Raw genomic sequence first — 18,869 nt, 5'->3', positions numbered from 1 at the left:
TGTCTGGCTCGAGACTTATCTCTGTGACTCCTCCTGCCGCACTGCATTGTGGGCGAGTCCTGCCAGTACCTTTTTCAGGCCCTTGAGGGAGACATCATCGCTGAGGAACAGTTCTTGGATCTCCCGCGATTCGTTCATGACCTCGATCAAAGCACCGACCACTGCCTGCTCAAACGCAGGAGCGTGCTCCAGCTGGCTAGCTGTGTTCTCAGCAGCCATTTTCGCCACTGACTGATTAGGTGCCAAGGTGCCCCACACTTGCATGACGAACCCGCGCACTGCCTTGTTAGATGCAGGAATGCCCGCAGCGGTGAGAATCGCATTGGCCTCATCCACGGCCTCAGTGAAAGCGATACCCAGGGAAGAATCGGCCGGCGCGGTTCCTCCTCCTAAGGTCGGTACTTCCAGCTGACCGTCACCGTCAGTCAGGCCCAGGTTTTCGGACACTGACTTCGGGGCCACCGCAATGCCAATGATGTCTACCGAGGACACGTCGATGACATCGGACAGGCCCAATCGAAGGTTACGCAACACATAGGATGCCAGAATGGCGCGCTTGCGCATGGTGGTGTCTTGGAAATTGACGATCTGCGACAAGAATTCCCAGGACTTTACATAGGTGTGCAGGTCAGATCGGAAGGCCTTGTGGCGGTTGACTTCGTCTTCATCTCCGCTTAGTCGCGCTTGACGCAGTCCCTCATTCCAGCGATGGACAATCGGGGAGATGGTCGAGCGGAACACCTCGTGGTCTACCTCATCTCCGGTGGCAGCTACCGCAACTGCCTCGATGTCGGAAGCGGTGTAAAAACCGGCACCGTCGATACGCTCGGCAACCTCGAACAATGCTGACGGTTCCACATCGCCGAACAAGGTGGCGGCCGTGTAAAACTTCTGAAAATCAGCCAGAATCGAATCGGCATCGTTGACAAAGTCCAGCACCATCGGGTCTGTCTTACCCGGGAACGTGCGGTTGAGACGAGACAGGGTTTGCACGGTTGCAACACCCGAGAGCTTTTTGTCCACGTACATCGCGCACAGGCGTGGCTCGTTGAAGCCGGTCTGGAATTTATTGGCCACGATCAGCACCCGGTACGGACTATCCGAATCTTTGTAAGCGCCCTCCGTATCGGATAGTCCGTTAAACGAGGCTTCTGTGTACGTTCCATCGGCGGTGGCGCGTCCCTCGCGCTGGGCAAGATCGAGTTCGTAATCTTCCACTAGCTGGGCAAACTGCTCATCCGTCATCTCAGGTGTACGCACTGGCTTTTTGGGGGCAGGAACATCGAGCGAACCGGAGAATGCTACGAGAGTCTTGAATTCGTCCTGCCAGTTGTTCTTGGCAATGTATTTGTTCATCTCGTTGCACCAGTGGAACGCGGACTCGCGCGTGGCCGCCACCACCATGGCTCGTGCCTGCCCGCCAAGAAGCCCAGCGACATTATCACGGTAGTGGTTAACCACGACCGCCACCTTTTGGGCAATATTGGTGGGGTGCTCGCGGGCGTAGCGCACGATTTCACCCACAACCTCACCCTTGTTCACCATTTCATCGCGGCTCATGGAGTCCGCGATACGGATGTAATTGCTGTACGTGGTGTAGTTGGTCAGAACATCCAGGATGAAGCCCTCTTGGATAGCCTGAGCCATGGTGTAGTGATCGAAGGCGTTCCACGTGTCCGTCTCTGGATCGTAGGTGCCGAAAATGCGCATCGTCTTTGGCTTCGGCGTGGCGGTGAACGCAACAAAGGTGATGTTGGTGGCTGCGCTGGCCGCCTGGTCTTGCGCAGCTAGCTTTGCCTCGATGAGTTGTTCCACTGGCGAGCGGTGTGCAGCCAGGGTTTCTTCCAAACGTGCCTCGACTGGAGAGTCGGAGTCATCAGCTTCGTTCAAATCGGCAACATCAGCGCCTGTGACCTGCGCCAACAGCTCTTTTAATGCGGAGCTGGAACTGCCGCTTTGGGAAGAGTGCGCTTCGTCCACGATCACGCACCAACGGCGATTGGCTAGGCTCGAATCGCTATCAAGCAGCTGCTTCACGACGGGGAAGGTCTGCAATGTGCAGGTGATGATATGGCCGCCTTCCCGCAATGCTTTCGAGAGCTGCGGCGACTTCGCGCCCTGCTTCGCATCAACGTTCACCACCAGGCCAGCCGACGCGGGCAGGAGTTTGATTTCGTCCGCGAGGTTGCGGTCGAGCACCTGCCGGTCGGAGATAATGATGATCGAGTCAAAAGTTTTGATCTCGCCGCTAAAATGCCGGGCCAGGCGGTGAGCCAGCCACGCGATGGTTTTGGTTTTGCCCGAGCCCGCCGAGTGCTGAATCAGGTAGCGCTGGCCCACGCCCGCGACCTCAATGTCGCGGATGACGTTTTCCACCGCGCGGCGCTGGTGGAAGCGGGGAAACACCAAGTATCCGCCCTTGTCCGAGGGCTGCCACATGGCGTAGGTGGACAAGATTTGGAGCAGGCTGCGGGGTGCGAGGACGTCCCGCCACAGGTACGAGGTCTCGGAGCCGTCCGCACACGGCGGGTTGCCTGCGCTTTCGCCGTTGCCTTGGTTGAAGGGGAGGAAGAATGTTTTGTCTCCTGCAAGTGCAGTTGCCATCTGCACCTCGGTGTTGGACACGGCGAAGTGCACGAGGCATCGTCCTGGTTGCAGCAGGGTGCGGGTTTTGCCAGGTTTGCGGTCCTTCTTGTACTGGCGGATCGCGTCCTCAATGGTTTGGGTGTTGTCTGTCTTAAGCTCCAGCGTGGCCACTGGGATTCCGTTGAGTAGCAGCACGAGGTCGATGGTCTCGTTGTTGCCCGGGCGGGTGTCAAAATGCACTTGCCGGATAACACGCAGTCGGTTCGCGTCAGCACGCTCGGTCACCTCGGTGAGCAGTGGGTTGGTGGGGTAGAACCCGGCCATGGGGCCGAAGGTGGCTTTACCGTGAGCTGCAGACATGTAGCTGAACCCGTCGCGCAGCACGCCGAGCAGGCCGCCGATGGTGCCACCCTTGGTATGGTTCTTCTGCGGCGCCTTACCCAGCAACTTGGACAGGTAGATCAGCAGCCGGTGTTGCGCGGCCTTGGTCGCTACCTCTCCCAAGTCCGGTGGGCAGACTTTGGCGTATTCAGTCGGGTACTGGGTGGCTAGCCAGTCCAGCACGTCCCCAGGGAACAGGGCGAGGTCGGGGTCGAACCCGGTGTCGCGCGCCCCGTCCACGTACGTCCATCCCGAGGTGGCAAGATGCTGGCAGATAGCGGTTTCAAACCCGTGCTCAAGTGTGTGGTTCATGGCTTAGTACACCTTTATCTGTCCGGTGACGGCGGCGGTAATCAGGGCAGACCTACGCTCGGTGAGCAAATCTTTGAGTTGCTGGGTTTTAGCCAGCATCGCGTCAATACGTGCGGTGGTCTCGTCCAGGTGCTGGGAGATGCGCTCCTGCTCGTCTAGCGACAAAGCTGGAACCTTAAACGACTGCAACCACTGAGGGCTAATACGCCGGAGATTTCCCACCCCTTGGAGTACTGATTCGCCTTCTTTGAGGAACATGGAAGTTTGGAAAGCATAACTTAGCCATTGGGAAAGGGCTCTTTCTGGCCTTGTACGCACAATGTGGACTTCTGTGGTTGCCAGGCCGATAGGAAGTGGAATGTCCGCCACCGTTGAACGACCTGCCTCGAAAGTCGGGGTGATCTTAGGAATGAGCACGTCCCCGGAACGAAATTCAGTGTACGAACCAACCTTTTTCGACCATTCAATTGTTCGAGAAAAGTCAGCTCGCTTGTCCGACCAAATTGTTTCGAGGGGCATGAAGGTGACTTGAGTACCGTCAGTCAGGCTCCGAAATTCAGGTGTAACAGGGTTGACCTCACAAAAATGCCAAAGCTCGGCTGTGTTTTCAGACAAAAACGATTGGGTGATTTCGTTTTTCCGTCGCTCCTCCAGCAACCGGCCCAGACCATTGAGCTTGTCCAGCATCGCGTCAATCTCGCCCGTCTCTCGGTCGAGGTAGTCCGCGATGGCACGCTGAGTGTCGAGCGGTGGGAGGGGGAAAGACAAGCGGGAGAATCGTGCAAAATTGATCGTTTGACCGTCCCGTAGTTGGTCAGTCAGCGTTTCCAAGCCGGAAATTAGCAGGTCGGACTTCATGAACCATCGGAAGAAGTCGTGGTGGACATCTTCGCTCGGTGATAGCACAGTATAAGCGTTACTTACCTTTCCCCGTAGAGTGCTGTACTCAATCCCGCCCTGAAAACTACGCAGGTGAATTACGAAATCGCCCGGCTCGACGTGCTTCATTTTGTTAGCACCGGACAGATTGAGGACTACACGGTTACCTGTAGTTTCCATAAAGTCGCTTTGACGAACTACTCCGTACTTTTGTGATGGGGTGAGGTGTTCGTCACCTGGCAGACATTGCTGCTGCCGATCAGAAAATAACAGGTAGGACGGGACGATTTTCCAATCCGGGTTAACCTTGCGCAGCCACTTGTTCTGCACTGTTCCCATTACCGCTTCACCTCCTGGAACATGTCCATCAGCTCGCCCATCACACGCTGGACATCGGCGTCGATCTCGGCCAGCGGACGTACCTCCTCCGGCACGTAGAACAGACGGGTGAACGGAATCTCGTACCCGATCTTGGCCGCGGACTCGTCCCAGGTCACGTCCGGCGCGAACGGTATAACCTCGCGGCGCATGTGCTCGTCCACGTCCTCCGTCAGCGGGATACGCTCGGTCATCTTCCAACCCGCCACGGAGACGGGCTGGCCCTTGTGATCGACTGCGGCGGGGGCGGCGTCGTCATGCACGGCCATGGCCTGCATGATTTTTGTGATGAGGCCGACGGGCATTTTGAGCCCGCGTACCTTAGCTTTGGTTTTTAGTAGGTCAGGTAGGTCATTCCACGTCGTGCCGTCTGCTTCGCGCATGACCTCGACGTGTGCGTCGGTGAAGGACTTTTGGGCGCGGGCTTGCTCCACCGCCTCGTCGGAAAACACCGTGATGTATCGCTCCTGGCGGTAGACCGGCACGTCTTTGAACCCAAGGTCGTCTGCGGTGACGATCTTGGAAATATCGGACTCCTCGAAAGCTGCGTACGCCTTGGTGATGATCTCACGATCCTTCGGGGAAAGCTCACGTCGCTTGTCACCCATACCTTTACGCATTGGGGACCACTGGTCGGCTGCGTTAATGAGCTGAATCTTGCCCCGGCGGTGCGGCTCCTTATTTTTATCCAGAATCCAGATGTAGGTGGCAATGCCGGTGCCGTAGAACATGGAGGTGGGCAGGGCGATGATCGCGTCCACCAGGTCGTCGGTAAGCAGCCATGCACGGATACGGTCAGGGCCGGACTCGGGAGCGCCCGTGAACAGGGGCGAGCCGTTGAGGACGATGCCCGCACGCCCACCACCGGTCTCACCGTGTGGATCCGTTAGCTTGTGTATCACATGGGACAGGAACAACATCTGGCCATCGGACTTGGCGGGCAGCCCGTGGCTAAAGCGGGAACCCTCCCGGGCTGCTTCGCGAGCCACATCGTCATAGACCGCAGACCAGTCGGAACCATACGGTGGGTTGGTGAGGATGTAGTCGAAGGTCTGGCCCTCGAAACGGTCGTTGACCAGCGTATCGCCCTGGAGAATGGACTCCGGCTTGTTGCCGAGCATAATCAGGTCTGCTTTACCGATACCGTACGCGAAATCCATCAACTCCTGGCCGTGGAGCGAAACTTGGGCGTTCCGGTTGAATGCTTGCAGCTCATTTTTCGCCACGAGCAACATGCCACCCGTTCCGGCACACGGATCGTAAATCGTACGGCTGGGAGATTTACCGGATAAGCCCTCGTCATCAGAGGAGAACAAGATGTCCACCATGAGGGAGATTGCGTCACGCGGGGTGTAGAACGCACCCGCACTCTTGCCCTTGGTGTTGAACGCGCGGTACATGATGTCCTCGAACATGTCGCCCATCGCGGTGTCGGGCAGCAGGTCAGGGTGCATGTCGATACCTGCGAAGTGCTGGACCACGCCGAACAGACGGCCAGCGGCATGCAAAGTGTCGATTTTGTCGTGGAACTTAAATGCGCGCCAAATGTCTGTCAGGTTGTCGGAGAAAGAATCGATGTAGCTCTTGAGGGCCACATCCACGTTGTCATCATTACTGCCGATGGCCTTCAAATCGAGCGGGAACGTGTTATAGAAGGACAGCTGCAGCTCGTGGGACGCGCGCAAGCTCAGCATCCGCGGGTTGATGTCCTTAGTGCCGCCCTGAGACATTCTGCTGTACAGTTCGTTGAACGCTTCACGTTTGGCGTCCAACATGCACTCAATGCGTCGCAGGACTGCGAACGGGATGATGTAGTCGCCGTATTCCTCCGGTTCGACCACGCTGCGCAAATAACGATCCGCCGTATTCCACACTGCGTTGGCTGTAGTGCTGCGGGCCTGGGCGATCTGCTCAGGGGTAGGGGACATGGCTCTCCGTTCAATCAACAATCTTGCAAATTCAATATCGTAGCAGGTAAAAGCCAATTTTTCGGTGTTTTCCGCGGCGTTTGCTCTGCTGAACACAGCATTACATCCGGGGAGGACACGTAACTGTCACGTCGAACAGAAAAGCTAAGACGAACCATGCGACATGGAAGCTGTGGTGCACCTGTTTGGGGAACTGCTTTAGATCACGATGACCCCACATTGACCTCTGCTTGAGTGCTCCCATGTGTACGTACTGCCATCGTCAACGACGATGTGGGTAGAGTTTTGGAAGTAAAGGAGCCCAAAATGAATCTGCAACAACTGCGCAAAGATAGCGTTGAACAGGCAAAACATTCAAATATGTTGGAGGGTCTCATCACAAGTAGGGCCTACAACGAAGACGCTGAGCGCTATGTCGTCGGCGAAATCTCAGCGACGCAGTTAGTGGAACGCACTCGCGCACGATTCGGGTTGGCTTAGAAAATGTGGCGCCTCTTGACCCGTATATCGAGCCAGGAACTTCGACGCTGAAGAATCTTCTTGGATTACGTGATTCGCGGGACCCTGCTGCAGCTGAGGCTGACCTCGTTAATGCACGTACCGTTCAGCTCGGAGATTCTGATTCGTGGTTCAATGGGATAGACGTGCTGCGGTTTTAAAGGAAAATCAGCATCGCGATGATTATCACTAACAATGGCGATGCCAAAGCCAGTACTGCAGCGAACCAGAGTTCCGCGCGCTTCGTTTTAGCAGCCAAATAACAATTCGCGACGAATGTGGCAACGACAATAATGCCCAGAACAACCTCGGTTACGTTCCTCCAGCGATAGGGAAGGAGCAGTTGCACATACGACGCGATTGCCGCCAGCGCTGTAAAACCCCAACCGAACCGCCTGGGGTACCGTAAAGCGGCCTCGGTGAGAGAGGGCTTGCATGTCGCATCGGCGTTAAAATCGTTACTCATCGTCTATGCCTCCACTTGCCTAAAGGTGATGTTGATCCGGCCGTCGCTAAGCCCGCAGCCTTCGGGGAGCGTGCCCGGTCGGGTTTGTGGCACGCCGTGGAAGGCGAGGCGTTTCGGGCCGCCGAAGACGATGATGTCGCCGCTGGTCAGGGTGACGTCGTCCCAGGGCTTATTCCTATTCTCGGTGCCGCCGATCCGAAACAGTGCTTCGTCGCCGATGGAGAGGGACACGATGGGTGCGGGGGAATCCTCGTTCAGGTCTTGGTGCAAGCCCATGGTGGCGCCGGGCGGGTAGTAGTTCACCAGCGCCATGTCGGGGCGGAAGGACGTGGTGGTTAGTGAGCTGTCGTAGTGCGAGGCTTCGTCAAGCGCGTCCATGGCGAGCTTCGTCAGATTCGCGGGGATCGGCGGCACGGGCTGGCCTGCGACGTGTGTGACGTAGCGATACGGATTGGTCGCCCAATAGCGACCCAGGTGCAGCATAAACACCTGCATGCGGCCACTTTTCAGCTGTGGGCGTGCCATGGCCAACGGCGTGCCGGAGAGCGCACGGGCAATGGCTCGCAGCTGGCCGATAATGTCTGCCTGCTGATCAATCGGCAACCAATTGGGCAAGTGAACGACGCCCGGGGTGACCTGGGTGTTGGTGCGGGGGAGGGCGTCGAAAAGCATGGGGCCAAGTGTAGCCCCTTACACTGGTCCCCATGGACCCCTTGACTATCGCACCGGGCCCGGGCCTCCCGCGTGGCCTGGTCATCCCGGCCGCCGAGCTGCGGGAACGCTTCGCTCGCTCGGGTGGCCCCGGCGGTCAGGGCGTGAACACCACCGACAGTAAGGTGCAGCTCTCCGTAGACCTCGCAACCCTTACCGTGTTTTCCGACGCCCACCGCCGCCGCGCCCTGCGCAACCTCGCGGCGCGCCTCGACGGCACGGTCCTCACAGTCTCGGTCGCCGCGCAACGCTCCCAAGTCCGCAACCGCGCGGAAGCCCGGCGGCGTCTCGGGGAGCTGCTGCGTGAGGCTGTCGCTCCGCCACCTCCGAAACGCCGGCCGACGAGGCCGACGCGGGCGGCGCTGCGGCGTCGTAAAGCAGCAAAGCAACGTCGATCCGAAATAAAAGCGAATAGACGCAGGCCTATGTCGGGCTTCTAACTGCCCGCGGTGCACAATAGACGAATGAACGAACAACACACCCCGTCGATCCTGTCCATCCAGTCGCACGTGAGCTTCGGCCACGTTGGCAACTCCGCTGCCGTATTCCCGCTGCAACGCGCGGGCTTTGAAGTCTGGCCCGTCCACACCGTCGCCTTTTCTAACCACACCGGCTACGGCAAGTGGCGCGGCCCGCTGATCCCTGCCACTGACGTGCGCGCTGTGATCCAGGGCATCGACGAGCTTGGCCGCCTGGGCGACGCCGACGCCATCATCTCCGGCTACCAGGGTGGCAGCGACATCGCGGACGCCATCGTTGAGGCAGTCGCCCTGGTCAAGGAGCGCAACCCACAGGCCATCTACTCCTGCGATCCAGTGATGGGCAACGCCAAGAGTGGCTGCCACGTTTCCGACGACATCCCGCCACTGCTGCGCGACAAGGTGGTGCCAGTCGCGGACGTCATTACCCCGAACCAGTTCGAGCTCGGATACTTAACCGGCCGCGAGGTTTCTGACCTGGAATCCACCATCGCAGCAGCTCACGCCGCCCGCGAGATGGGGCCGGAGGCCGTGCTGGTCACCAGCGTGCTGCGCCCAGAAGCCCCAGAGGACACCATCGAGATGCTGGCCGTGAACAGCGCGGGCGCCTGGCTGGTGTCCACGCCGTACCTTCCGTTCAAGCGCAACGGGTCGGGCGACGTGACCGCGGCCCTGTTTGCAGGCAACCTGGTACGCGGAGCTGGCATCGCTGGTGATCTGTCTATCGCCCTCGGCAACACTGCCGCCAGCGTGTACGAGTTGCTGAAGGTGACCTACGAATCCGGCTCCGCTGAACTGGAGCTGATCAAGGCCCAGGAAGCGTTCGCGTACCCACAGTGCCGCTTCGAGGTAACCAAGATCGCGTAAGAGCTGGGCGTCCGCACAGGGCGGTTAAGAGAAGGACACCGGCACCTCAGCTACCGGAGTGAAGCCCTCGGTGTGGTCGCCGAACACCTTGAGCACGCATTCGGTGGCCTTGCAGTCCAGGTCAGGGCCGGTGGATACGGCTTTGAGGGTGAATTCGGCGGAACCATCGTCGTGAAGCGGGACGGTGCCACCCGGCTTGTTGGTCAGCCACTGCTGCGCTGCGGTATCGGCGCGCTCGCCGGTGCACAGCGGGGGAGCGCCGGCTGGGCCGGAGGTGGCGCAGATCGCGGCGTAGTAGCCCCGCTTCGGGTTCAGGCCGGTGGCCTTCGCGGTGATGGTGTCGCCCTCGCTAAGGCTCTCGGTCTTGTCCGCTGTGACGGCCGGTTCGGCTACCTGGGGGGTTGGCGTGGCCGGGGTGGTGGTCGGTGCGGGTTCTGGGGCGTCAGTGCCGCAAGCAGCAAGCGCGAGCGTAACGACGCCCATTGCCACCACACTAGCTGCCCGGACGATGCGTGATGTTTTAGTCATAGTTAGATAGGTTAGTCTAAGCTAAGCGGCTGCGGGTAATTGCTACACCATGAGGCACAGCTCCGTCTCCGAACGCTGCTCGACCTGCATCCCAGCGGTGTTGAGCGTCCGCATGACGTCAGCGATGGAGCCGCACGGCTCCGCCAGCGCCAGCTCCCGAGCCACCAGCCCGCGATAATGCTTGTTGAAGTGGCTGACGACCTTGCCGTCCTTTTCCACCCGCACCGTTACAGCATCTTTGACGCGTCCTAACTGCTGGTATGTGCCACTGCGCAGGTCAACTTTCAGGCCATCGTGGCTCGTGATCGCATCCGTAATCAGCGAACCCCACCGTGCCTTCATGGTCGGAGCTGCTCCGTCAACCGTGGGGAGTTTAGTGCCGCCCGAGAGTCGGTAGTGGGGGATCATGTCGCTTGCCTGCACCAGACCAAACAGGGCGGAACAAATGAAGAGCGAGTCTGTGGCGGGCAGGGTGGTGGGATCGAGGGCGTCGTACAGCACGCCCGTGTAGCGCTGGATCGCCGGCATCGTGGGGGAGGTGAATAGCTGCTGGTTCAACTCCGCCTCGGGGCGCAACTTATCGGACAGCTTCAACGCCTGACATGCGGTATCAACGTCCAGCTCAGACAGGTCGCGGGCAATCGCCGAGCGGGTCGGGTTCAGGGAAGGGAAGGATAGGGCGTCGAGAAGCAGTGGCTTGCCGACGCCACCATGCGCCTTGGTTTCGGAGGGCGGAAGAATAATCATCATGACGCCGTATAGAATAGCGTTCCATGATCACTCGCATGTCCTCTTTGTTCCTTCGCACCCTGCGCGAAGACCCGGCAGACGCCGAAGTCCCAAGCCACAAGCTGCTCGTCCGCGCCGGCTACATCCGCCGCGTCGCCCCCGGCATTTACTCCTGGCTGCCGCTCGGACTGAAAGTCCTCCGCAACATTGAGGCCGTCGTGCGAGAAGAAATGGACGCCATCGGCGCCCAGGAACTCGCCTTCCCGGCTCTGCTGCCACGCGAGCCTTACGAAATCACTAACCGCTGGACCGAATACGGCGACTCCCTCTTCCGCCTCAAGGACCGCAAGGACGCAGACATGCTCCTCGGCCCCACCCACGAAGAGATGTTCACCTGGGCAGTCAAAGACCTGTACAGCTCCTACAAGGACTTCCCGGTCACGCTGTACCAGATCCAGACCAAATACCGCGACGAGGAGCGCCCACGCGCCGGCATCCTCCGTGGCCGCGAATTCGTGATGAAGGACTCCTACTCCTTCGACATGTCCGATGAGGGGCTCGAGGCCTCTTACCAGGCGCACCGCAAGGCCTACCAGCGGATCTTCGACCGCCTGGGCGTGAAGTACGCCATCTGCGCTGCAACCTCCGGCGCCATGGGCGGCTCCGCCTCCGAGGAATTCCTCGCGATCTCCGAAAACGGCGAAGACACCTTTGTGTCCGCTACCGAAGGTAACTACGCCGCGAACGTCGAGGCCGTGGTGACGCAGCCGGGCGTGGAGCAACCCATCGACGGGCAGCCAGAGGCCGTCGTACACGAGACCCCCGGTGCCGTGACCATCGCAGCTTTGGTGGACTGGGCGCAATCCGCAGACCTTGATGTGACCGCTGCCGACACCCTCAAGTGTCTTGCGGTGAAGGTTCGCCAGCCGGGCGAGGACTGGGAACTCACCGGCGTGCTCCTGCCAGGCGACCGCGAGGCCGACATGAAGCGCCTCGAAGCCTCCTTCGAACCAGCCGAGGTTGAGCTGCTGTCAGAGGAGGACTTTGCCAAGTACCCATTCCTGGTCAAGGGCTTCATCGGGCCACGGGCACTGCAAGAAAACGATGTCCGCGTGCTCGCCGACCCGCGTGTTGTGTCAGGCACCCGCTGGATCACCGGCGCCGACGCCCGCGACAAGCACGCCGTGGACATGGTCTGTGGCCGCGACTTCACCATCGACGCGTACATCGAGGTCGCCGAAATCCGCGAAGGTGACCCAGCGCCGGAAGGCATGGGCACCCTCACCCTGGAACGCGGCATCGAAATCGGCCACATCTTCCAGCTCGGCCGCAAGTACACCACCGCCATGGACGTGCAGATCCTCGACCAAAACGGAAAAACCGCCATCCCGACCATGGGCTCCTACGGCATCGGCGTCTCTCGCCTGGTAGCAGTGCTCGCAGAACAAATGCACGACAACAAGGGCCTCGTCTGGCCGGCAGAAGTTGCGCCATTCCAGGTCCACATCGCCGTCGCCAACAAGGACGCCGCCGCGGGCGAAGCCGCCGAGTCCCTCGCCGCCTCGCTCTCCAACGCTGGCATTGACGTGCTTTTCGACGACCGTCCAAAAGTATCCCCAGGCGTCAAATTCAAAGACGCCGAACTCCTCGGCATGCCACTGGTCGTCATCCTGGGCCGCAGCTTCGCCGACGGAAACGTAGAAATCCGCATCCGCGGCGGCGAAACCCTCGAAATCGCCTACGACTCCGCACTAGCTAAGGTGCAAGAGCTGCTGGGCTAAGTTCTAGTCGGCCCCCATCCTGTTGGGTGGGGGCTTTTTTGATGGGGTTTTGGGTTTGAGTTCGAGACGTGGAACTCGAGACTGGGAGTAGATGTGGGTGTTTTGCGGGGGTTTGGGGGTTTTATACACCGAGTCTCGAATTCCAGGTGTCGATTGGTTTGTCTGCGTGGGTCCATCCCCTATTGAGGACATGCTTCAGATAATCTGCCCCATGTTAGACACAGTGCTACATCAAAATGCCTGGTCGTGGGAAGAGTACTTTTCCTAACATGGGGCAAATTTGACTGGCGAATACGCGCTGGGGATATTTCTGGCTGGGGCAACGCGCGCATTCAATCTTTGAGTGTGCTCCCAGCCACGGTCTGAGTAAAGTGCGAGACCTGGAATTCGAGACTGGGAGTAGGCCGGGTCCAAAAGCTTGGAATCCAGGGTTTTATTCACCGAGTCTCGAATTCCAGGACTCGAGTTTTGCGTTGGGGCGGGAGCGTGGCCACTAAATCACCGATAACCCCCGCACCCTTTACCCGAGCTGCAAAAACTCGGCTGCCATGGGGTCCAGTCCGGATTCGCGGGCGAGGTCGGCGTACCTGGAGGCTGCGTTACCTGCCTGGATGAGGGCAAAGGGGTCATTTGGGTTTTCGGTGGCTGCGATGAGCCAGCGTTGTGCGCTGTCGGATTCGATGGCGAGGGCGAACTCGCGTGCGGTGTCCGCGGAGCTTACTTGCGGGTAGTTGCTGAGGTCGAAGGCGATGGGGCTGGGTGTGGACCCGGCGGGTAGTGCTGCCAGTACTTCCGAGTGCGCGCTGATCAGGCGGGTGATGGGTTCGCCGGTGTAGGCGTGGGCGTGGTCGAGGCCGAAGAGGACGCCTTGTTCCCAATCTCGCATTCCGGAAGGGGGCGAATCGGTGGCGGCGAAGGTGGTGGCGGGGGAGAGCATCGCGAGTTGGGCGTACATCACGGCGAGCCGGGGCTGGGATTCCGCCGGGATTTTGCTGAATACGTCGCGGACGCTAGCCATCGCTTCCGCAGGGCTGTTCGAGCTAGGGGTGGCGTCGGCGGTGGGGTAGATGCAGGCGTCGGGTACGGTGCCGTCGGAGGTGTTTCCGCACAGGCGGGCGACCTCGGCGAAGAGGGCTTGTGCCTGGGCGGAGCGCAGTGTCGCGTAGTCGGAGTCTGGGGAGCCGGCGGCGTCGCCGAGCGCTGCCTCGCCGAGCGTTACCAGTGTGGCGTTTGGAGTGGGTGGGATGATGGAGCATCCGGTCAACGCGAACAGGGAAGCGACGGCAAGCAGACGTAGTTTCACAGCGGGTTAGTCTACCGACCTGGGCGCGCTATTGTGGTAGCCATGGCTTTTCCGACCGAAGATAAAATCACCGAGCTGATCACGCCCGTGCTGAGCAGCTACAACATGGATCTTGAGGGCATGAAGATCACGAAGGCGGGCGCCAAGTCCGTCGTCGCCATCGCCGTCGACCGCGACGAGCGCCCCGACCTCGACCTCCTCGAAGTCATCTCCAACGACATCGGCGCCGCCCTCGACCAGGCGGAATCTCGGGGCGACGTCAGCTTCGGTCCTGGCTACAGTCTCGAGGTCACCACGCCTGGCGTCGACAAGCCGCTCATGCAACCTCGCCACTGGCGCCGCAACCGTGGTCGCAAGGTGGCCGTCACTCGCGACGGGCAGCGCAGCTTCGCACGCATTGGCGCGCTTAACGACGCCGAAACCGACGTAATCCTCATCACCCGCGATGGGAAAAAGCTGGGCATTCAGAACCTGGAATTGGCCTCAGGTGCGGTCGCGGTGGTAGAAATTGAATTCTCAACAGTACCCGCCGACGAAAAAGAACTCGCCGGCCTGACCTATGACGAAGCCATCGCATGGCGAGAGGACAACAAGTGAATATTGACATCAAGGCGTTGGAGGCCATCGAAAAGGACAAGAAAGTCCCAGTTCAGGACCTAATCGTCACGATCGGGCAGGCGCTGCTCGACACCTACCGCTCCACCCCCGGCAACGAAGGTGTCGACGCCCGCATCGATATCGACCAGGTCACCGGCAATGTTGCCGTGATCGCCTCCGAACTTGATGAAGACGGCAACGTCACCAGCGAATTCGACGACACCCCCGCAGACTTCGGACGCGTTGGCGCCCTCGCAGTGCGCGACGCTATCGTGAAGAAGCTGCGCGAAGCCGAAGCGTCCCAAGCATACGACCAGTACTCCGGCCTCGAAGGCACCATCGTCTCCGGCGTCGTTGAAGCCGACGCCATCGCCAACGAACGCGGCATCGTGGTCATCAACCTGGGCACCGAACTCGAAGGTCAAGACGGCCTCCTGCTGCCCGGCGAACAAATCCCCGGCGAGAAGCTCGCCCACGGCGACCGCGTCAAGACCTTCATCGTGGAGGTCGCCCGCCAGTCCCGTAAGATCCAAATCTCCCTCTCTCGTACGCACCCCGAACTCGTGCGGCGCCTTTTCGAGTTGGAAATCCCAGAAGTCGCCGACGGCGCCGTCGAAATCATGGGTATCGCTCGCGAAGCAGGTCACCGGACCAAGATCGCCGTTCGCGCCACGGTGAAAGGCCTCAACGCCAAGGGTGCCTGCATTGGCCCTCGCGGACAGCGTGTGAACAACATCATGAACGAGCTGCGCGGTGAGAAGATCGACATCATCGACTACGACGAGGATCCAGCGAAGTTCGTCGGCAATGCCCTGGCCCCATCCAAGGTGGTCAATGTGCAGATCATCGATGCCGAAGCACAGCATGCCCAGGTCACCGTGCCGGACTACCAGCTGTCCTTGGCTATCGGAAAGGAAGGGCAAAACGCCCGCTTGGCCGCGCGACTGACCGGCTGGAAGATCGATATCCGCTCCGACGCACAGTAAAAGGGTGAACCCTGGGTTAACTTTTTAGCCCTCTTCGCGTAGAGTGGATGACGGCCCGTGTGCGGGGCGGCGATTTTGTGTTGCCATTTTCCGCCACCACAACCGCAACAGACCAGAAAGTAGTGATGCATGACCAAAGCGATCCGGCTGCGGACATGCATAGCAACAAGACAGGTTCTCCCTGACACACAGCTCCTCCGAGTCGTGCTCAGCAGGGAAGCAGGCGACGTGGTGGTACCCGACCCGGAACGGAAACGTCCAGGCCGGGGCGCATGGATTACCCCAACGCTCACTGCGTTGGACACCGCTGAACAGCGCCGAGCCTTCGGGAGGGCGCTTAGGGTGTCTGGCACGCCAGACACAGGTCCTGTACGTAAGTACCTCACAGCACTTGTTGCTGGACCCGAAGAAAGTTAAAGGAAGACTACACACTGATGAGCACACGATGAAGCATCAGCGATGAACGTCACAGTAGACACCTAGAAGCTTCAAGCACCTTGCTGGCAAGGGCCTTGGAGACTTCTAGAAAACATAGAGGAGAAAAGTGCCCGGAAAGCTACGTGTACACGAGTTGGCAAAACAGCTCGGTATTACCAGCAAGGAACTGCTCGCAACCCTGAAGGAACAGGGCGAATTCGTTAAGACGGCTTCGTCCACCATTGAGCCACCTGTGGTCAAGAAGATGACCCAGTTCTACGAAAAGAAGAACGGTGGCGAAGCCGCAAAGCCTGCCGAAGAAGCAAAACCAACCCCCAAAGCTGCACCAAAGCCAGCTCCTAAAGCTGCGCCAAAGCCTGGCGCACCAAAGCCGGGAGCTGCAGCGAAGCCTGCTGAGCCAGCTAAGCCCGCAGCGCCAAAGCCAGGCGCAAAACCACAGTTCCAGGCTCCAACCCCTGGCGTCGCGAAGCCAGGTGCACCAAAGCCTGGCGCGCCGAAGCCTGGTGCCCCAAAGCCGGGCCCAGCGCAGGGCGGCGCAAAGCCAGGCCCGAAGCCAGGTGCCAAGCCGGGCGAGCAGGCCATGCCACGCCCAATGGCCAAGCCTGGTCCGAAGCCAGGTGGTCGAGCACCACGCGTAGCTAACAACCCATTCTCCACCGGCGGTGGCTCCGAACGACCAGCACCACGCCCAGGTCAGGGCGGTCCACGCCCAGGTCAGGGCGGTCCACGCCCAGGTGGCGGACGTCCAGGCCAGGGTGGCCCACGCCCAGGTGGCGCACGCCCAGGCCAGAACCGTGGCGGCAGCGCACGCCCACAGGGCGGTTCCGAGGAGCGTCAGGGCAGCGGACGTCGTCCATCGCCAGCGATGATGCCACACAACGCCCCAAGCCCAGGCCAGATGCCATCCCGTGCAGCTGGTGGCGGACGCGGTCGTGGTGGCTCCGGCGGTCCAGGCGGTGGCCCAGGTGGCTTCAACCGTGGCGGTGGCGGCGGTGGCGGTCGCGGCGGACGTCGCGGCGGTACTGCCGGTGCATTCGGACGCCCAGGTGGCGCACCACGCAAGGGTCGTAAGTCGAAGCGTCAGAAGCGCAGCGAATACGAGGCAATGCAGGCACCAAACGTCATTGGTGGCGTACGCCTGCCCGACGGCGGTGGCGCAACCCTGCGTCTTGCCCGCGGTGCCTCCCTGTCCGACTTCGCTGAGAAGATCGGTGCCGACGCAGCAGCTCTGGTCCAGGCACTGTTCAACCTCGGCGAGATGGTCACCGCAACCGCATCCGTGTCCGAAGAGACCCTGATGCTGCTCGGTGAGGAAATGAACTACAAGGTTCAGGTCGTCTCCCCAGAGGACGAAGACCGCGAGCTCCTGGAGAGCTTCGACCTACAGTTCGGTGAAGACGAAGGTGACGAGGAAGATCTCGCCCAGCGTCCACCAGTGGTCACCGTCATGGGTCACGTCGACCACGGTAAGACCCGCCTGCTGGATACCATCCGTAAGGCCAACGTGGGTAAGGGTGAAGCCGGCGGCATCACCCAGGGCATCGGCGCTTACCAGGTGGAAGTCCACCTGGAAGACCAGGACCGCACCATCACCTTCCTGGATACCCCAGGTCACGAGGCGTTTACCGCTATGCGTGCCCGTGGTGCCAAGTCCACCGATATCGCGATCCTCGTTGTCGCAGCTGACGACGGCGTTATGCCACAGACCGTGGAAGCAATTAACCACGCTCAAGCAGCAGACGTGCCGATCGTTGTTGCAGTGAACAAGATCGATAAGGAAGGCGCTCAGCCGGAGAAGATCCGTGGCCAGCTCACCGAATACGGCCTGGTCCCAGAAGAATACGGTGGCGACACCATGTTCGTGGACATCTCCGCAAAGCAGGGCCAGAACATCGAAGCGCTGCTGGAAGCCGTGCTGCTCACCGCCGACGCTTCCCTCGAGCTGCTCGCCAACCCAGACATGGACGCACAGGGTGTGGCCATCGAAGCCCACCTCGACCGTGGTCGTGGCCCAGTGGCCACCATCCTGGTTCAGCGCGGTACGCTGCGCATCGGTGACTCCATCGTGGTTGGCGACGCCTTCGGTCGTGTCCGCCGCATGGTCGACGAATACGGTGAGGACGTGGAAGAGGCAGGCCCATCCCGCCCAGTCCAGGTCCAGGGCCTCAACGCTGTCCCAGGCGCGGGCGACAACATCCTCGTGGTGGAAGACGACCGCGTGGCACGCCAGATCGCTAACCAGCGCAGCGCTCGCAAGCGCAACGCACTGGCAGCGAAGGCACGCAAGCGCGTCTCCCTGGAAGACCTGGACGCAGTGCTCAAGGAAACCAGCACCCTCAACCTCATCCTCAAGGGCGACAACGCCGGTTCCGTGGAAGCACTGGAAGAAGCGCTGCTTGGCCTCGAGGTGGACGACGAAGTACAGCTCAACATCATCGACCGTGGTGTTGGTGCCGTCACCCAGACCAACGTCTCCCTGGCAGCTGCATCCGACGCCGTGATCATTGGCTTCAACGTTCGCGCTGAAGGCAAGGCCACCGAGGAAGCAAACGCCGAAGGCGTCGAAATCCGGTACTACTCCATCATTTACCGCGCCATCGAAGAGATCGAGCAGGCCCTCAAGGGTATGCTCAAGCCGATCTACGAAGAGCGCGAAGTGGGTAAGGCTGAGATCCGCGCGATCTTCAAGGCCTCCGCTGTCGGCCTCATCGCAGGCTGCATGGTGGAATCCGGCAAGGTGCGTCGTAACGCCCAGGCCCGTCTCATCCGCGACGGCAACGTCGTGGCGGACAAGACCAACATCGACTCGCTGCGTCGTGAAAAGGACGACGTGGTGGAAGTCTCCGCAGGCTACGAGTGCGGTATGGTGCTGTCCTACCCTGATATCCAGGTAGGCGACATCATCGAGGTCTACGAAATGGTTGAAATTCCACGCACCTAAAAACGCGAAAGTGAAACGCAGGCACCCAGGGAAAACTTGGGTGCCTGTTTTCGTCTCACACGCATGTTAGTTAAGCTGGTA

The 18,869-nt window shown here is 60.2% G+C and carries 16 protein-coding genes; 8 read left to right on the top strand and 8 right to left on the bottom strand.

Annotated features, from left to right (window positions below; all coding sequences use genetic code 11):
* Positions 1-15 precede the first annotated feature (15 nt).
* Genes HW450_RS01905 through HW450_RS01895 form a run of 3 tightly spaced genes read right to left on the bottom strand, consistent with a single transcriptional unit; the run spans position 16 to position 6,464 of the window.
* Positions 16-3,279, bottom strand: a complete 3,264-nt coding sequence (locus tag HW450_RS01905; protein ID WP_182386348.1) for a type I restriction endonuclease subunit R — start codon at positions 3,277-3,279, stop codon at positions 16-18.
* Positions 3,280-3,282: 3 nt separating this feature from the next.
* A complete protein-coding gene (locus HW450_RS01900; protein WP_182386347.1) occupies positions 3,283-4,497 on the bottom strand; it encodes a restriction endonuclease subunit S in 1,215 nt (404 codons plus the stop codon).
* The gene (locus HW450_RS01895; RefSeq protein WP_182386346.1) at positions 4,497-6,464 is read right to left on the bottom strand and encodes a class I SAM-dependent DNA methyltransferase; all 1,968 of its coding nucleotides are present in this window, start codon (positions 6,462-6,464) and stop codon (positions 4,497-4,499) included. The genes HW450_RS01900 and HW450_RS01895 overlap by 1 nt, the downstream gene beginning before the upstream one ends.
* A gap of 306 nt (positions 6,465-6,770) precedes the next feature.
* Between HW450_RS01895 and HW450_RS01890 the strand changes: the two genes are divergently transcribed.
* On the top strand, positions 6,771-6,944 hold the full coding sequence (locus HW450_RS01890; protein ID WP_182386345.1) for an antitoxin VbhA family protein: 174 nt from the start codon (positions 6,771-6,773) through the stop codon (positions 6,942-6,944).
* Positions 6,945-7,119: 175 nt separating this feature from the next.
* Here the strand turns inward: HW450_RS01890 and HW450_RS01885 are convergent, their stop codons facing one another.
* Positions 7,120-7,428: a hypothetical protein gene (locus tag HW450_RS01885; RefSeq protein WP_182386344.1), complete on the bottom strand. Its 309-nt coding sequence runs from the start codon at positions 7,426-7,428 to the stop codon at positions 7,120-7,122.
* Between the two features lie 3 nt (positions 7,429-7,431).
* Entirely contained in the window at positions 7,432-8,100 is a 669-nt protein-coding gene (locus HW450_RS01880) for an alpha-ketoglutarate-dependent dioxygenase AlkB family protein (protein WP_182386343.1), read from the bottom strand.
* A 32-nt stretch (positions 8,101-8,132) separates the two neighbouring features.
* Here HW450_RS01880 and arfB point away from each other — a divergent pair, with 32 nt between their 5' ends.
* Complete coding sequence (gene arfB, locus HW450_RS01875) at positions 8,133-8,579, top strand: alternative ribosome rescue aminoacyl-tRNA hydrolase ArfB (RefSeq protein WP_182386342.1); 447 nt, start codon at positions 8,133-8,135, stop codon at positions 8,577-8,579.
* Between the two features lie 24 nt (positions 8,580-8,603).
* Positions 8,604-9,485 (top strand): pyridoxal kinase PdxY, encoded by an 882-nt coding sequence (gene pdxY / locus HW450_RS01870; RefSeq protein WP_182386341.1) that lies wholly within the window; start codon positions 8,604-8,606, stop codon positions 9,483-9,485.
* Between the two features lie 24 nt (positions 9,486-9,509).
* Here pdxY and HW450_RS01865 read toward each other — a convergent pair whose 3' ends face one another.
* Positions 9,510-10,013, bottom strand: a complete 504-nt coding sequence (locus HW450_RS01865) for a thiamine biosynthesis protein (protein ID WP_182386340.1) — start codon at positions 10,011-10,013, stop codon at positions 9,510-9,512.
* Between the two features lie 42 nt (positions 10,014-10,055).
* Positions 10,056-10,763, bottom strand: a complete 708-nt coding sequence (yaaA, locus tag HW450_RS01860) for a peroxide stress protein YaaA (protein WP_182386339.1) — start codon at positions 10,761-10,763, stop codon at positions 10,056-10,058.
* A gap of 23 nt (positions 10,764-10,786) precedes the next feature.
* Here yaaA and HW450_RS01855 point away from each other — a divergent pair, with 23 nt between their 5' ends.
* The gene (locus HW450_RS01855) at positions 10,787-12,523 is read left to right on the top strand and encodes a proline--tRNA ligase (protein WP_182386338.1); all 1,737 of its coding nucleotides are present in this window, start codon (positions 10,787-10,789) and stop codon (positions 12,521-12,523) included.
* A gap of 520 nt (positions 12,524-13,043) precedes the next feature.
* Here the strand turns inward: HW450_RS01855 and HW450_RS01850 are convergent.
* Positions 13,044-13,826, bottom strand: a complete 783-nt coding sequence (locus HW450_RS01850) for a hypothetical protein (RefSeq protein ID WP_182386337.1) — start codon at positions 13,824-13,826, stop codon at positions 13,044-13,046.
* A 42-nt stretch (positions 13,827-13,868) separates the two neighbouring features.
* Between HW450_RS01850 and rimP the strand changes: the two genes are divergently transcribed.
* From rimP to infB, 4 genes are all read left to right on the top strand, one after another.
* Positions 13,869-14,423: a ribosome maturation factor RimP gene (rimP, locus tag HW450_RS01845; RefSeq protein WP_182386336.1), complete on the top strand. Its 555-nt coding sequence runs from the start codon at positions 13,869-13,871 to the stop codon at positions 14,421-14,423.
* Entirely contained in the window at positions 14,420-15,409 is a 990-nt protein-coding gene (nusA, locus tag HW450_RS01840; protein WP_182386335.1) for a transcription termination factor NusA, read from the top strand. The genes rimP and nusA overlap by 4 nt, the downstream gene beginning before the upstream one ends.
* A gap of 129 nt (positions 15,410-15,538) precedes the next feature.
* Positions 15,539-15,826, top strand: coding sequence for a YlxR family protein (locus HW450_RS01835; RefSeq protein WP_182386334.1), 288 nt, complete (start codon positions 15,539-15,541; stop codon positions 15,824-15,826).
* A gap of 127 nt (positions 15,827-15,953) precedes the next feature.
* The gene (infB, locus tag HW450_RS01830) at positions 15,954-18,788 is read left to right on the top strand and encodes a translation initiation factor IF-2 (RefSeq protein WP_182386333.1); all 2,835 of its coding nucleotides are present in this window, start codon (positions 15,954-15,956) and stop codon (positions 18,786-18,788) included.
* Positions 18,789-18,869: the final 81 nt, after the last annotated feature.

This window comes from Corynebacterium hindlerae (assembly GCF_014117265.1).
Taxonomy (GTDB): Bacteria; Actinomycetota; Actinomycetes; order Mycobacteriales; family Mycobacteriaceae; genus Corynebacterium; species Corynebacterium hindlerae.
This window is presented reverse-complemented; position numbering and strand designations above follow the sequence as displayed.